Source organism: Mycobacterium sp. IDUB_24 (genome assembly GCF_055419385.1).
The window spans coordinates 140,699-154,152 of sequence record NZ_JBVAXO010000002.1; the positions used below are offsets into that span (position 1 = coordinate 140,699).

Below are 13,454 nucleotides of genomic sequence, written 5' to 3' on the forward strand. Positions count from 1 at the left end.
GGGCGATCTCGCCGGGCAGCTACGGCTGACGCACCAGATACGGCGACACCGTCGAGCGGTGTTCGTTGAGGTCCAGGGCCTTACCGAGCGCGGGGAACGCGCGTTGCGGGCAGTTGTCGCGTTCGCACACGCGGCAACCGGAGCCGATGGGGGTTGCCACCTCGCCGGAGAGATCGAGGCCTTCGGAGTACACCAGCCGGTGTGCATGGCGCAGTTCACATCCCAGGCCGATCGCGAAGGTCTTTCCGGGCTGGCCGTAGCGTGAGGCGCGACGCTCCACGGTGCGAGCCACCCACATGTAGTTGCGGCCGTCGGGCATCTGGGCGATCTGCACGCCGATCTTGCCGGGATTGCCGAATGTCTCGTAGACGTTCCACAGCGGGCAGGTGCCGCCAGAAGATGAAAAGTGAAAGCCGGTGGCGGACTGGCGCTTTGACATATTTCCGGCGCGGTCGACTCGGACGAAGGAGAACGGCACACCCCGCATCGAAGGGCGCTGCAGGGTGGAAAGCCGGTGTGCGATGGTCTCGTAGCTCACCGAGTAGAACGCCGACAGCCGCTCCACGTCATAGCGGAAATTCTCGGCGACATCGTGGAATTGGCGGTAGGGGAGCACGGTCGCCGCGGCGAAGTAGTTGGCCAGCCCGAGCCGAGCCAGGGTGCGGGATTCGACGCTGGTGAACATGCCCTCGTCGACCATCTTGTCGATGAGATCGCCGAATTCCAGGAAGGCCAGTTCGGCCGCCATCTTGAACACCTGCTGGCCCCGGGAGAGATGATTGCCCATCTCCAGGGTCTTGGTGGCCGGGTCGTAGCGGTGCAGCACGGTGTCGCCCAGATCGATGCGTCGCACGATCCGTACCCCGTGCTCGGTGGTCAGCCGGTTGGCCAGCTCGCCGGCGAGGTCACCGCGGTGCATCCGGATCTTGGCGGTCAGATCTTCGGCGGCGGCATCGAGCTGATGCAGGTAGTTCTGCCGTTGGTAGAAGTAGTCCCGCACTTCCTCGTGCGGCATGGTGATCGAACCGCTGCCGCTGCCGTCGGAGTAGCGGTCCTCGGTGGCGGCCGCCAATTGCGTGGTGGTCAAGCGATACCGACGGTGCAGGTTGACCATCGCCCGGGCGAAATTCGGGTAGGCCGCCACCATGTCGGCGACTTCGGCGACATCCATGTCGGCGCCGAGGTCGCGGTCCATCGCCACCTCGCGCATCTCGGCGACCAGTCGGGTGTCGTCGTGCGGCGCGAAGAACGTCGCGTCCACCCCGAAAACCTCGGTGATGCGCAGCAGCACTGCCACGGTGAGCGGCCGCACGTCGTGCTCGATCTGATTGAGGTAACTGGGGGAGATCTCCAGCATCTGGGCCAGCGCCGCCTGGCTGAATCCACGCTCGCTCCGCAGTTGCCGCACGCGTGACCCGACGAACGTTTTTGCCACGTCAAACAGCCTAACAAGAATGTGAAGACGGCCTTTGCATTCTTAGCAGTTCAGCTACTACTGGCAGTATCGGGCTGCCTGGCATGATCGGCTCAGGCGATAGCGACTGGAGATGATCATGGCGGGTACCGCGCAGAATTCGACCACCGGGCTGAACAAGGTGATGATGCCGGTGCCCGATCCCCATCCCGACGTCTTCGACCGGGAATGGCCGCTGCGGATGGCCGATGTCGACCGCGACGGGCGGCTGCGTTTCGACGGCGCCTGCCGACACATTCAGGACATCGGCCAGGACCAACTGCGGGAGATGGGCTACGAAGACGTCCACCCCGCGTGGATCGTGCGGCGCACGATGATCGATCTGATCCGGCCCATCATCGGCGGCGACATCCTGCGGATGCGGCGGTGGTGTTCGGGAACGTCCAACCGGTGGTGCGAGATGCGGGTGCGTATCGACGGGCGCAAGGGCGGACTGATGGAGTCCGAGGCGTTCTGGATCCACATCAACCGGGAGACGCAGGGGCCTTCCCGTATCTCTGACGACTTCCTGTCCGGTCTGCGCCGCACCACCGACGAGTCCAGGCTGCGCTGGAAGTCCTACCTGAAGGCCGGCAGCCGTGAGGATGCCGCAGAGATCCGCGAATACCCGGTGCGGGTGTCCGACATCGACCTGTTCGACCACATGAACAACTCGGTGTACTGGACGGTGATCGAGGACTACCTGTACTCCCACCCCGAGCTGCTGGAGAAGCCGCTGCGGGTGACCATCGAGCACGATGCCGCGGTGGCCCTCGGCGAGAAACTCGAGATCCTGTCGCACGTCCACCCGGCCGGATCGACCGACAAATTCGGCGAAGAGCTCACCGACCGCACTGTTAGAACGCTCACATATGCCGTCGGCGACGAGACAAAAGCGATCGCCTCACTGTTCTCGCTCTGACCCCGCCAGGTTTAACAGTACGAGCGTACTGACCTGCGCCTTTGGGCTACCCGTCGGTAGCTTCTGAACCGGTACAGCCATCATATTTCTTCGCAACCTTTGCAAGTTAGCCTGGCGCTTTGGCGAAAATTGGCAGATGAAACGGGTGGACCTGCGGATATGTGCTGTGCCATCGTCGTGTGAGCACAAGAGTAAAGCTGCTCGGCGTTAACAAGTTGAAGGCGCCCAGTGGCCGAACAAGCGGACTTAACAACCGAAGGAGCAGTCCTATGTCGACCGTGGGCACCCCCAAGTCACCGGAGCAGATCCAGCACGACTGGGATCACAACCCCCGCTGGAAGGGCATCACCCGTACCTACACCCCGGCCGACGTGGTTGCCCTGCAGGGCTCCGTGGTCGAGGAGAACACCCTCGCCCGCCGCGGCTCCGAGGTGCTGTGGGAGCAGCTGCACGACATGGACTTCGTCAACGCGCTCGGCGCGCTGACCGGCAACCAGGCCGTCCAGCAGGTGCGTGCCGGCCTGAAGGCCATCTACCTGTCCGGGTGGCAGGTCGCCGGCGACGCCAACTTGTCCGGCCACACCTACCCCGACCAGAGCCTGTACCCGGCCAACTCGGTGCCGCAGGTGGTCCGCCGCATCAACAACGCGCTGATGCGTGCCGACCAGATCGCCAAGGTCGAGGGCGACACCTCGGTCGAGAACTGGCTCGCCCCGATCGTCGCGGACGGTGAGGCCGGCTTCGGTGGTGCGCTCAACGTCTACGAGCTCCAGAAGGCCATGATCGCCGCCGGCGTCGCGGGCTCGCACTGGGAAGACCAGCTGGCCTCGGAGAAGAAGTGCGGCCACCTCGGTGGCAAGGTGCTGATCCCGACCCAGCAGCACGTCCGCACCCTGACCTCGGCCCGTCTGGCCGCTGACGTCGCCGACGTGCCCACGCTGGTCATCGCCCGGACCGACGCCGAGGCCGCCACGCTGATCACCTCCGACGTCGACGAGCGGGACCGTCCGTTCATCACCGGTGAGCGCACCAAGGAAGGCTTCTACCGCGTGCAGAACGGCCTCGAGCCCTGCATCGCCCGTGCGAAGGCCTACGCGCCGTACTCGGATCTCATCTGGATGGAGACCGGCACCCCGGACCTCGAGCTCGCGAAGAAGTTCGCCGAGGGCGTCAAGAGCGAATTCCCGGACCAGATGCTGTCCTACAACTGCTCGCCGTCGTTCAACTGGAAGCAGCACCTGGACGACGACACCATCGCCAAGTTCCAGCGCGAGCTGGGCGCGATGGGCTTCAAGTTCCAGTTCATCACGCTGGCCGGCTTCCACGCCCTCAACTACTCGATGTTCGACCTGGCCCACGGCTACGCCCGCGAGCAGATGAAGGCCTACGTCGAGCTGCAGGAGCGCGAGTTCGCCGCCGAGGAGCGCGGTTACACCGCCACGAAGCACCAGCGCGAGGTCGGCGCCGGCTACTTCGATCGGATCGCCACCACCGTCGACCCGACCAGCTCGACCACCGCCCTGGCCGGTTCCACCGAAGAGGGTCAGTTCCACTAGGCCGCATCCGCTGAGCAGACACAAACTCGCACGTTTCGGTCCCGAAATGGACGAGTTTGCGTCTGCTCGCGGTACTGACACGGCTTGACAGCACGGGCCCCGCTCAGAATTCTTGGGCGGGGCCTGTTGCGTATCCGCGTACTGAGAAAGTGAAGTAGTGAGCAATCAAATTGAACGAGTAGGCGTGATCGGTGCCGGCCAGATGGGCGCGGGTATCGCCGAGGTGTCCGCACGAGCCGGCGTCGACGTGCTGGTGTTCGAGACCACCGACGCACTGGTCACCGCGGGCCGTAACCGCATCACCAAATCGCTCGAACGTGCCGTCAGCTCGGGCAAGGTCACGGAGCGGGAGAAGGACGCCGCGCTGGACAAGCTGAAGTTCACCACCACGATCGACGATCTGGCCGACCGGCAACTGGTCATCGAGGCCGTGATCGAAGACGAGAACGTCAAAGCGAAGATCTTCGCCGACCTGGATCGCGTGATCACCGACCCCGACGCGGTGCTCGCCTCCAACACCTCGAGCATCCCGATCATGAAACTCGCAGCAGCTACACAGAATCCTGCCAGGGTCCTTGGCCTGCACTTTTTCAACCCGGTTCCGGTGTTGCCGCTGGTCGAATTGGTCGGCACCCTGGTGACCTCGGAAGCCGCGTCGGCGCGCGTCGAGGAATTCGCCGGCACGGTTCTCGGAAAACAGGTTGTCCGTTGTTCTGACCGGTCCGGTTTTGTGGTCAACGCGTTGCTGGTTCCCTACCTCCTGGCAGCGGTCCGGATGGTCGAGGGTGGCTTTGCCACAATCGAAGATGTCGACAAAGCAGTGGTGGCCGGGCTGTCGCATCCGATGGGGCCGCTGCGGCTGTCCGATCTGGTCGGATTGGACACCCTGAAGCTCATCGCCGACAAGATGTTTGACGAGTTCAAAGAGCCTTTGTACGCCGCGCCACCGCTCCTGTTGCGCATGGTGGAGGCGGGACAGCTGGGCAAGAAATCGGGCCAGGGCTTCTACAAGTACTGAGAAGGGCCGCGCTGGCACTATGGCCGAGGCTTAGCTAGTCTACCCACAGTAGGGCCTGCCGGCTCGCTCAATAGAGTCTGCATGTAAGAACGTATGTCGGCCCCAAACCCAACGGTCGTCAGCAGCAGAAACGCAAAGAGGTAATTTTTCGTATGTCTAACGTCGAGTCCGATCTTGCTCCGTACTACGAGGAGTCGCAGTCGATCTACGACATCTCGAATGAGTTCTTCGCCCTGTGGCTCGGTCCGACCATGGGTTACACCTGCGGTTACTACGAGCGCGAGGACATGAACCTCGAGGAGTCGCAGAACGCCAAGTTCGACCTCGCGCTGGGCAAGCTCGACCTCAAGCCGGGCATGACGCTGCTCGACATCGGCTGTGGCTGGGGTGGCGCCCTGGAGCGCGCCGTCACCAAGTTCGATGTCAACGTCATCGGCATCACGCTGAGCAAGGCTCAGTCGGAGTATGCCCGTGAGCGGCTCGCCAAGATCGACACCAACCGCAGCATCGAGATCCGGATGCAGGGCTGGGAAGAGTTCAACGAGCCCGTCGACCGCATCGTGTCGATCGGCGCGTTCGAGGCGTTCAAGCAGGAGCGTTACCCGGTGTTCTTCGAGCGGGCCTACAGCATCCTGCCGGAGAACGGCGGCCGGATGCTGCTGCACACGATCCTGGCGCACACCCAGCAGTTCTTCCGTGAGAACAACATCAAGCTGACGATCAGCGACCTGAAGTTCATGAAGTTCATCGGCGAGGAGATCTTCCCCGGTGGGCAGCTGCCTGCGGTCGAGGACATCGAGAAGCTGGCCGACGGCTCGGGCTTCAAGCTGGAGCGCACCCACCTGCTGCGGCCGCACTACGCGCGGACGCTGGACATGTGGGCGGCCAACCTCGAAGCCAAGAAGGACGAGGCCATCGCCATGCAGGGCCAGGAGGTCTACGACCGGTACATGAAGTACCTGACCGGTTGCGCCGACTTCTTCCGTCGCGGCATCACCAACATCGGCCAGTTCACGCTGGTCAAGTAGTTTCGCTCTTTCACCTCAGGCGCTTCGGATCCCAGATCCGAAGCGCCTGAGGTATTTGTCCCTGGATTCCATCTCGGCGCAACCAGACCCGAGCGAACTCAGGCGTCCGCCAGCCGCTTCTTCTCCACCTCGACGTCGAAGTCCGCCGGCGGCCACGACATGTTGAGACCCTTGAGGGCCTCGATGAGCAGTTCGGTGATGGCGAGCCGGCTGTACCACTTCCTGTCACACGGCACGATGTGCCACGGCGCGTAGTCGGTCGACGTCTTCTCCAGCATGGCCTGGTAGGCCTCCTGGTACTTGGGCCACAGCAGTCGCTCGTCGATGTCGGCCGGGTTGTATTTCCAGTACTTCTCGGGCCGTTCGAGCCGCTCGGCCAGGCGTTCCTTCTGCTCGGCGAGTGAGACGAACATGGCCACCTTCACCAATGTGGTGCCGGCGTCGACCAATTCGCGTTCGAAGGCGTTGATCTCGTCGTAGCGGGCGCCCCAGACGTCCGGCGGTACCAGGTTGTGCACGCGGACGATCAGCACGTCCTCGTAGTGCGAACGGTCGAACACCCCGATGTGCCCGGCCGGCGGAAGGGCGTTGCGAATCCGCCACAGGTAGTGGTGGGCGCGCTCGTCCTCGGTCGGCTTGCCGAAGCTGGTGTACCGGATGCCTTGCGGATTCGCCGCTCCCACAACATGTTTGACGATGCCGCCCTTGCCGGCGGTGTCCATTCCCTGCAGGATCAGCAGAATCGAGCGGTTGTCGTCACCGCTCTTGGAGCGGGCGTAGAGCATTTCCTGCAGCGAGGCCAACCTCAGATTGCGTTCGGTCTGCAGGGTGGGCGCATCGCTCTTGTTGCCCCGGAATCCCGGAGTGCCGTTGGCGTCGATGCGCGCAACCTGGTCGCCCGGACGAAAAACCAGTTGGTCATGTGGTTCGTGGGTCCACAGCGTAGGCAGGTCCTTGTCGGTCACCCGTTCAGTCAAGCAGTTGCGGCGGTAAAACCGGTGACGGGTGCGGCAGTGAGTTGAACTTCTCCAGCGAGCCGCCGACTTCGACGATGCCGCACAGTGCGTTCCAGGACAGCATGGTGAGGTAATCGATCAGGTCATCGGCGGTCATCCGCGGGTTCGACATCCACGAGTGGGTGGCCAGCTGGACCCCGCCGACGGTGTGGAACGCCCACGCCTCGGCGCCGCGGGTGTCCATGCCGGCCTGGGCCATCCGGCGGCGCAGCATCACGGCCAGCATGCGCGCGATGATCTGCTCGGAATCGGCGACGGCCTTGCTCTTGCTGGCTGAGTTGTTGGCCATCACGAACGGATAGATCTCTGGCTCGGCCGCAACGGTTTCCACGTAGACCTTGATGATCTCGCGGGTCAGGTCGAACCCGTCGAGGTTCGAGGACAGGGCCGAAGCCATATTCGGGATCAGGGTGGTCTGGGCGAACCGCATCATGACGGCGGTGGTGAGATCGTTCTTGTCGACGAAATAGCGGTACAGCACGGTCTTGGACACGCCGATCTCGGCCGCGATCTCGTCCATGCTGACGTTGCTGCCCCGGCTCCGGATTGCTTCCAGGGTGCCGTCTACCAATTCGTTGCGCCGCTCCACCTTGTGCTGGTGCCAGCGCCGTTTGCGTCCATCGGTCTTCACCGTCACCGGCGGAGTCTGTGCCACAGTCGCAGTAGTCCCATTCCCTAGTTCCACTTGATACTACGGCGAATCTGCGTATACCGGCTCCAGGGTCAGACCGTCAGTCGCCGGGATAGCGCAAGATGGAAACGTGGCACATCGAACCGACGCGGGAGTCCGCGCGCTTGCCGGCCCGCGGCAGAGTTTTGCCGAGACGCTGGCCGGTGCGGACAGCGCTGCCGACGCCGAACGCCAACGGGGTTTGCGGAGAATGAAGCTGGTTGCGCTGAGTTTCCTGGTCGGCGCAACCGTGATCTTTCTTTTGTGCACGTGGGCGCAGTCGCGGGGCGCGGCAGGGCTGGGTGCGGCGCCATGGATCGGATATGTGCGCGCGGCAGCCGAGGCGGGCATGGTCGGCGCACTTGCCGACTGGTTCGCCGTGACCGCGCTGTTCAAGCATCCGCTGGGTCTGCCGATCCCGCACACGGCCATCATCAAGCGCAAGAAGGACCAGCTGGGCGAGGGTTTGGGCATGTTCGTCCGGGAGAACTTCATGTCTCCCGAGGTGATCGCGACGAAACTGCACGATGCCCAGGTGGCGGGCCGGTTGGGCAAGTGGCTGTGTGACCGTCCGCATGCCGAGCGGGTGGCCGCCGAGGCGTCGACCGTGCTGCGGGTCGGGGTCGAGATGCTGCGCGACGAAGACGTCCAGCACGTACTGGACCGGATGATCGTCAAGCGGATCGCCGAGCCCAAATGGGGCCCGCCGATCGGCCGGGTGCTGTCCACACTGCTGCAGGAGGGCCGTCAGGAAGCGCTGATCCAGCTGTTGTGCGACCGGGCGTTCCAGTGGTCGCTGAACTCCGGTGAGGTGATCGAGCGGGTGATCGAGCGGGATTCGCCGACCTGGTCGCCGCGCTGGGTGGACCATCTGGTCGGTGACCGGATCCACCGGGAGCTGATGGACTTCACCGACAAGGTGCGCCGTAATCCCGACCACGAGCTGCGTCGCTCGGCCACCCGGTTCCTGTTCGAGTTCGCCGACGACCTGCAGAACGACGAGGCGACGATCCAGCGCGCCGAGAACGTCAAGGAACAGATCATGGGCCGCGACGAGGTGACGCGGGCGGCCGAAACCGCGTGGGCGGCGGCGAAGCGGATCATCCTCGAGTCGGTGGACGACCCGTCGTCGGCGCTGCGTACCCGGATCGCTGACTCGGTGATGCGTATCGGGGAGTCGCTGCGTGACGATGCCGAGCTACGCGACAAGGTCGACAGCTGGATCGTCCGGGGGGCAAAACACCTGGTCGCCGAGTATGGGACCGAGATCACAGCAATCATCACCGAGACCATCGAACGGTGGGATGCCGACGAGGCGAGCCGCCGGATCGAGCTCCATGTGGGTCGTGACCTGCAGTTCATCCGGATCAACGGCACCGTGGTGGGGTCGTTGGCGGGCCTGATCATCTACTCGATAGCCCAACTACTCTTCTGACCTGCGCTAACTAGTGCTTGCAAAAGTTAGCACCCCGTCGTAGCGTGAATTTCGTCGTTAACGGATACACGGCCTACGAGGGGAATGACATGGCGCAAGACGAAAATCTCGCGGCTGTCGTCTCCAACGCTGCGCAGGACATCGGAAGCTTCATCCGGGCCCAGCGTGAGGCGGCGCAGGTATCGGTTCGGCAGCTGGCCGAGAAGGCCGGCGTCAGCAATCCCTACCTGAGCCAGATCGAACGGGGATTGCGGAAACCGTCCGCCGACGTGCTCAACCAGATCGCGAAGGCACTTCGGGTGTCCGCGGAAGTCCTCTATGTGCGTGCCGGGATCTTGGAGCCCAGCGAGCCCAGCGAGGTCCGCGACGCCATCGTCAACGACGTGGGGATCACCGAGCGGCAAAAGCAGGTGCTGCTCGACATCTACACATCGTTCCGGCAGCAGAACGAAGCCGAAGCAGGTGAGGGGCAGACATCTGAGACGACGACTGACACCTCACCCGCTGACCGATAACCATCCGCACGAAAAGCCCACCTGAGAGAAAGGAATTCGCATGACCGAGAAGACTCAGCCCACCATCGAAGACCTCAAGGCCCCGCTGTTGGCCGCCGTCGGCGCTGCCGACCTGGCCCTGGCCACGGTCAACGAGATCGTCGCCAGCCTGCGCGAGCGTGCCGAGGATGCCCGCACCGACGCGGAGGCCCGCGTCGAGGAGAGCCGTGCCCGCCTGAACAAGCTGCAGGAAGAGCTGCCCGCCCAGTTCGGTGAGCTGCGCGAGAAGCTGAACTCCGACGAGCTGCGCAAGGCCGCCGAGGGCTACGCCGATCAGGCCACCGCGACCTACAACAAGCTGGTCGAGCGCGGCGAGGCCGCCCTCGAGCGCCTGCGTAACCAGCCGGCCATCGAAGAAGCCGCCAGCCGGGTCGAGGGCTACACCGACCAGGCCGTCGAGCTGACCCAGGATGCCCTGGGCACCGTGGCGACCCAGACCCGCGCGGTCGGCGAGCGTGCCGCCAAGCTGGTCGGCGTCGAGCTGCCGAAGAAGAAGGCGGAAGCGCCCGCTGCTGCCGCCCCCGCCAAGAAGGCTCCCGCCAAGAAGGCCCCGGCTGCTCCGGCCAAGAAGGCTGCCACCCCGGCCGCCAAGAAGACCACGGCCGCTCCGGCCAAGAAGGTCACCCAGAAGTAGTACCGGTGTTGAGGGCGGGCGCAACGCCCGCCGCTCGACGCTGATGATGACGCCCGCATAGGCTGGTGAGGTGCAACTCGCCAACCTTGCGGGCGTCATTGTCTTTGCGCTCGTCGTCGTCGTCTTCTGCGTGGGTGTCTACGCCCTCGTACACGCTGCTGTGCAGCGCCCCGATGCCTATACCGCTACCGGCAAGCTGACCAAGCCGGTATGGCTGGCCATCCTCGGGGTGGGCCTGCTGCTGGCGGTGCTGCTGCGCGACTTCGGCGCCGTCATCTCCGCCTGCGCCACCGGCGTCTATCTCGTCGACGTGCGGCCCAAACTGCTCGAGATCCAGGGAAAGTCACGCTGACTCGATGCGTTCGTCGCCGGCCGCGCTCGGCGCGGCATGTCTCGCACTGGGCGCGGCACTGACCTGGGCCCCCGCCGCTGCTGCCGACCCTGTCTCGGGCTCCATGGACCACGTCTATGTCGATCACGTCGAATGGGCCAAATGGGGCGACCTGTCCAGCCTGCGCGTCTATCCCACTGACGCCGCCCGGGCGCTGACCCACCAGCCGGGCAGCGCCGCAGAGGCCGACCAGGCCTGGACCGAGGTGCTGGCACAGTCCCCAGATGCCGACCTCCCCGGGATGCGTGAGCAGTTCCTGTGCCACTGGACGTTCGCCGAACTCGCCGAACCCGGTAAGACCAGCTGGAATCTGGAGCCGTGGCGGCCCGAGGTCGCCCGCGAGGTGCTGCTGGCCAGCGGGTGCAATCCCGGCGGCAGCGAGGAACCGTTCTGATGGGCAGTTACACCCGTGCACAGGTAGCCGCCTTGGTCGATCACACCCTGCTCAAGCCGGAGGCCACCGTGGCCGACGTCGCGAAACTGGTGGCCGAGGGCGCCGACCTCGGGGTGTTCTCGGTGTGCGTGTCCCCGACGCTGGTGGCTGCCGCGGCCGGGGTCGCCCCGTCCGGCCTGGCAGTGGCGGCGGTGTCCGGCTTCCCGTCGGGCAAACACCTGGCCGAGATCAAGGCCCGCGAATCGCAACTGGCCGTGACTGCGGGCGCCGCCGAGATCGACATGGTGATCGACGTCGGGGCCGCGCTGGCCGGTGACCTGGAGGTCACCGCCGCCGAGGTCGCCGCGGTGCGCGCTGCCGTACCCGGTTCCACGCTCAAGGTCATCGTCGAATCCGCGGCGCTGCTGGAGTTCGCCAGCGAGGCGTTGCTGCAGGACGTCTGCCGGGCCGCCGTGGGCGCCGGGGCCGACTTCGTCAAAACCTCCACCGGCTTCCATCCCAGCGGAGGCGCCTCCGCCCGCGCCGTCGAACTGATGGCGCGCGCGGTGGGCGACGGTATCGGCGTCAAGGCGAGCGGCGGCATCCGCACTGCCGAGGCGGCCGTGGCGATGCTCGACGCCGGGGCCACCCGGCTCGGCCTGTCGGGCACCAGAGCAGTGCTCGACGGCCTCACCGAAACCTAGAGCTTGTCGAAGCAGGGGTCCTCGGTGGCCTTGGGCATCGACGCATTCGTGGTGGAGAACTTCGCCACCACGCCGCTGTCGGTGACCTGCACGCTGTCGGCGTGGATCCCCATCGGGTAGTTCTCGGTCAGCTGGGCGGTGAACTTGTCCAGGATCGGCTGCAGGGTCTCCCGCGGCCAGGACAAGCCGATGGCGCTCAGGTCGACGATCTGCAGCGAGATGCCCTTGTTGACCACCGTGGGCTTGGCCGTGATGGTGCCGAGCATGCCCTTGAGCTCGATCGTCCCGTTGGAGGGATTGGTCCGCACATCGGAGATGGCCGAGCCGATGAACGGCAACTGGACCATGTCTGCCACGGTCTGGCGGATGCCGTCGGTGTTCCAGGTGATGTCGGCGACCAGTGAGCCCACGGTGCCGCTGGCGTCAGCGGTCTCCTTGATGCGCACATCCTCGATGCCCAGCTTGACCTTCATGCCCTTGGCGTCGCGGATCTGGTTGCCCGCGGTCTCGATGTTGATGTTCGTGTAGTGCCCCGTCACGTGCTGCATCAGGAATGGCGGCAGCGGGTCGAATGAGGCCGTGGCTCCGTCATCCACGATGCATCCCACGATCGAGGCGACGATCTTGTCGGCCCGGCTGCGGGCATACAGCTCGCCGCCGAGCACACCCGCGGCGACCAGGGCCACCACGATCACGAAGACCAGCACCACCGACAACGGATCCGACAGCAGCTTCTTGACCTTCGCCAGTGCCGACGTTTCCTGCGGGGCCGGAGCGTCGGAGGATGGCTGCTGAGGCTGGTCAGGCGGGGGCGGCTGCGGTGGCTGCTCCGCCGAAGGCGCCGGCGGGGACTGGTCGGTTGGGCGAGCCCAGGGATCGGTCACCCCAGCGATTGTGCCTTACCGAACTGAGCGAACTGTGAGCGGTTCTGCAGCACCGCGATGGTGTGCCGGACCTGGTTGGCGGCATCGAGGTCGACGTCGAAGACCAGCAACTCGCTCTCGCCGCCGGCCGTGGCCAGAACCTCCCCGGTGGGGGAGGTAACCAGACTGCCGCCGACGCCCGTCGGCCCGGCCTTGGCGATCTCATCACCCGGATAGGCCTGGTCCACCGCGGCGATGAATCCGGTGGTGTCCAGGGCCCGGGCCCGGGCCAGCAGGGTCCACTGCTCCAGCTTGCCGGGCCCGGATCCCCACGAGGCGTGCACGGTGATCAGCTGGGCGCCGCGCCGGGCCAGCTCGACGTAGAGCTCGGGGAACCGGATGTCGTAGCACGTGCTCAGGCCGACGGTGACCCCGTCGACGGTGATCGTCACAGGCTCGAAACCCGGTGCGACAGTGCGTGATTCGGCGAATCCGAAGGCGTCGTAGAGATGAATCTTGTGGTAGTGCGCGTCCACCCCGGGTCCGGTCGCGATCAGGGTGTTGGTGACCCGCCCGTCCTGGCTGGGGGCGAACATCCCGGCCACCACGACGACCCCGGCCTGTGTGGCGATCTCGCGCACCGCCGTCGCCCACGGTCCGTCGAGGTCCTCGGCGACGGGACCCAGTGGCACCCCGAACCGGCACATCGTGGCCTCGGGGAACAGCACCAACCGGGCGCCGTCAGCGGCGGCGCGCCGGGTGTACTCATCGACCAGGGCCAAATTCGACGACGGGTCGGTGCCGGTGGCGATCTGCGCCAGGGCAATTCGCATGCGG

The 13,454-nt window shown here is 65.2% G+C and carries 15 protein-coding genes; 10 read left to right on the forward strand and 5 right to left on the reverse strand.

Annotation, left to right across the window (positions count from 1 at the left end; translation table 11 throughout):
- Positions 1-19 precede the first annotated feature (19 nt).
- On the reverse strand, positions 20-1,435 hold the full coding sequence (gene ramB / locus ACZYZF_RS08320; RefSeq protein ID WP_463742652.1) for an acetate metabolism transcriptional regulator RamB: 1,416 nt from the start codon (positions 1,433-1,435) through the stop codon (positions 20-22).
- Positions 1,436-1,553: 118 nt separating this feature from the next.
- Here ramB and ACZYZF_RS08325 point away from each other — a divergent pair, with 118 nt between their 5' ends.
- From ACZYZF_RS08325 to ACZYZF_RS08340, 4 genes are all read left to right on the forward strand, one after another.
- Positions 1,554-2,375, forward strand: a complete 822-nt coding sequence (locus tag ACZYZF_RS08325; protein WP_463742651.1) for an acyl-ACP thioesterase domain-containing protein — start codon at positions 1,554-1,556, stop codon at positions 2,373-2,375.
- Positions 2,376-2,644: 269 nt separating this feature from the next.
- Entirely contained in the window at positions 2,645-3,931 is a 1,287-nt protein-coding gene (gene aceA, locus ACZYZF_RS08330; protein WP_463742650.1) for an isocitrate lyase, read from the forward strand.
- A 157-nt stretch (positions 3,932-4,088) separates the two neighbouring features.
- Positions 4,089-4,949, forward strand: a complete 861-nt coding sequence (locus tag ACZYZF_RS08335) for a 3-hydroxybutyryl-CoA dehydrogenase (protein WP_463742649.1) — start codon at positions 4,089-4,091, stop codon at positions 4,947-4,949.
- A 152-nt stretch (positions 4,950-5,101) separates the two neighbouring features.
- The gene (locus tag ACZYZF_RS08340) at positions 5,102-5,977 is read left to right on the forward strand and encodes a cyclopropane mycolic acid synthase family methyltransferase (protein ID WP_463742648.1); all 876 of its coding nucleotides are present in this window, start codon (positions 5,102-5,104) and stop codon (positions 5,975-5,977) included.
- A 98-nt stretch (positions 5,978-6,075) separates the two neighbouring features.
- Here the strand turns inward: ACZYZF_RS08340 and ACZYZF_RS08345 are convergent, their stop codons facing one another.
- Positions 6,076-6,942, reverse strand: a complete 867-nt coding sequence (locus tag ACZYZF_RS08345; protein WP_463742647.1) for a polyphosphate kinase 2 family protein — start codon at positions 6,940-6,942, stop codon at positions 6,076-6,078.
- Positions 6,943-6,946: 4 nt separating this feature from the next.
- Positions 6,947-7,648 (reverse strand): TetR/AcrR family transcriptional regulator, encoded by a 702-nt coding sequence (locus ACZYZF_RS08350; RefSeq protein WP_039314381.1) that lies wholly within the window; start codon positions 7,646-7,648, stop codon positions 6,947-6,949.
- Between the two features lie 106 nt (positions 7,649-7,754).
- Between ACZYZF_RS08350 and ACZYZF_RS08355 the strand changes: the two genes are divergently transcribed.
- The 6 genes from ACZYZF_RS08355 (at position 7,755) to deoC (ending at position 11,754) form a co-directional block, all read left to right on the forward strand.
- Positions 7,755-9,098 (forward strand): DUF445 domain-containing protein, encoded by a 1,344-nt coding sequence (locus tag ACZYZF_RS08355; RefSeq protein ID WP_463742646.1) that lies wholly within the window; start codon positions 7,755-7,757, stop codon positions 9,096-9,098.
- A gap of 89 nt (positions 9,099-9,187) precedes the next feature.
- A complete protein-coding gene (locus tag ACZYZF_RS08360; RefSeq protein ID WP_463835260.1) occupies positions 9,188-9,613 on the forward strand; it encodes a helix-turn-helix domain-containing protein in 426 nt (141 codons plus the stop codon).
- 40 nt (positions 9,614-9,653) lie between these two features.
- A complete protein-coding gene (locus ACZYZF_RS08365) occupies positions 9,654-10,286 on the forward strand; it encodes a heparin-binding hemagglutinin (RefSeq protein ID WP_463742644.1) in 633 nt (210 codons plus the stop codon).
- A 70-nt stretch (positions 10,287-10,356) separates the two neighbouring features.
- Positions 10,357-10,638 carry a DUF2516 family protein gene (locus ACZYZF_RS08370; RefSeq protein ID WP_463742643.1) on the forward strand — a complete coding sequence of 94 codons (282 nt, stop codon included), beginning with the start codon at positions 10,357-10,359 and terminating at the stop codon, positions 10,636-10,638.
- Between the two features lie 4 nt (positions 10,639-10,642).
- A complete protein-coding gene (locus ACZYZF_RS08375) occupies positions 10,643-11,071 on the forward strand; it encodes a DUF2599 domain-containing protein (protein ID WP_463835262.1) in 429 nt (142 codons plus the stop codon).
- Positions 11,071-11,754 carry a deoxyribose-phosphate aldolase gene (deoC, locus tag ACZYZF_RS08380; protein WP_463835263.1) on the forward strand — a complete coding sequence of 228 codons (684 nt, stop codon included), beginning with the start codon at positions 11,071-11,073 and terminating at the stop codon, positions 11,752-11,754. The genes ACZYZF_RS08375 and deoC overlap by 1 nt, the downstream gene beginning before the upstream one ends.
- Here the strand turns inward: deoC and ACZYZF_RS08385 are convergent.
- Positions 11,751-12,638 (reverse strand): LmeA family phospholipid-binding protein, encoded by an 888-nt coding sequence (locus ACZYZF_RS08385; RefSeq protein WP_463835264.1) that lies wholly within the window; start codon positions 12,636-12,638, stop codon positions 11,751-11,753. The genes deoC and ACZYZF_RS08385 overlap by 4 nt on opposite strands.
- The gene (locus ACZYZF_RS08390; RefSeq protein ID WP_463835265.1) at positions 12,635-13,450 is read right to left on the reverse strand and encodes a carbon-nitrogen hydrolase family protein; all 816 of its coding nucleotides are present in this window, start codon (positions 13,448-13,450) and stop codon (positions 12,635-12,637) included. The genes ACZYZF_RS08385 and ACZYZF_RS08390 overlap by 4 nt, the downstream gene beginning before the upstream one ends.
- Positions 13,451-13,454 lie beyond the last annotated feature (4 nt).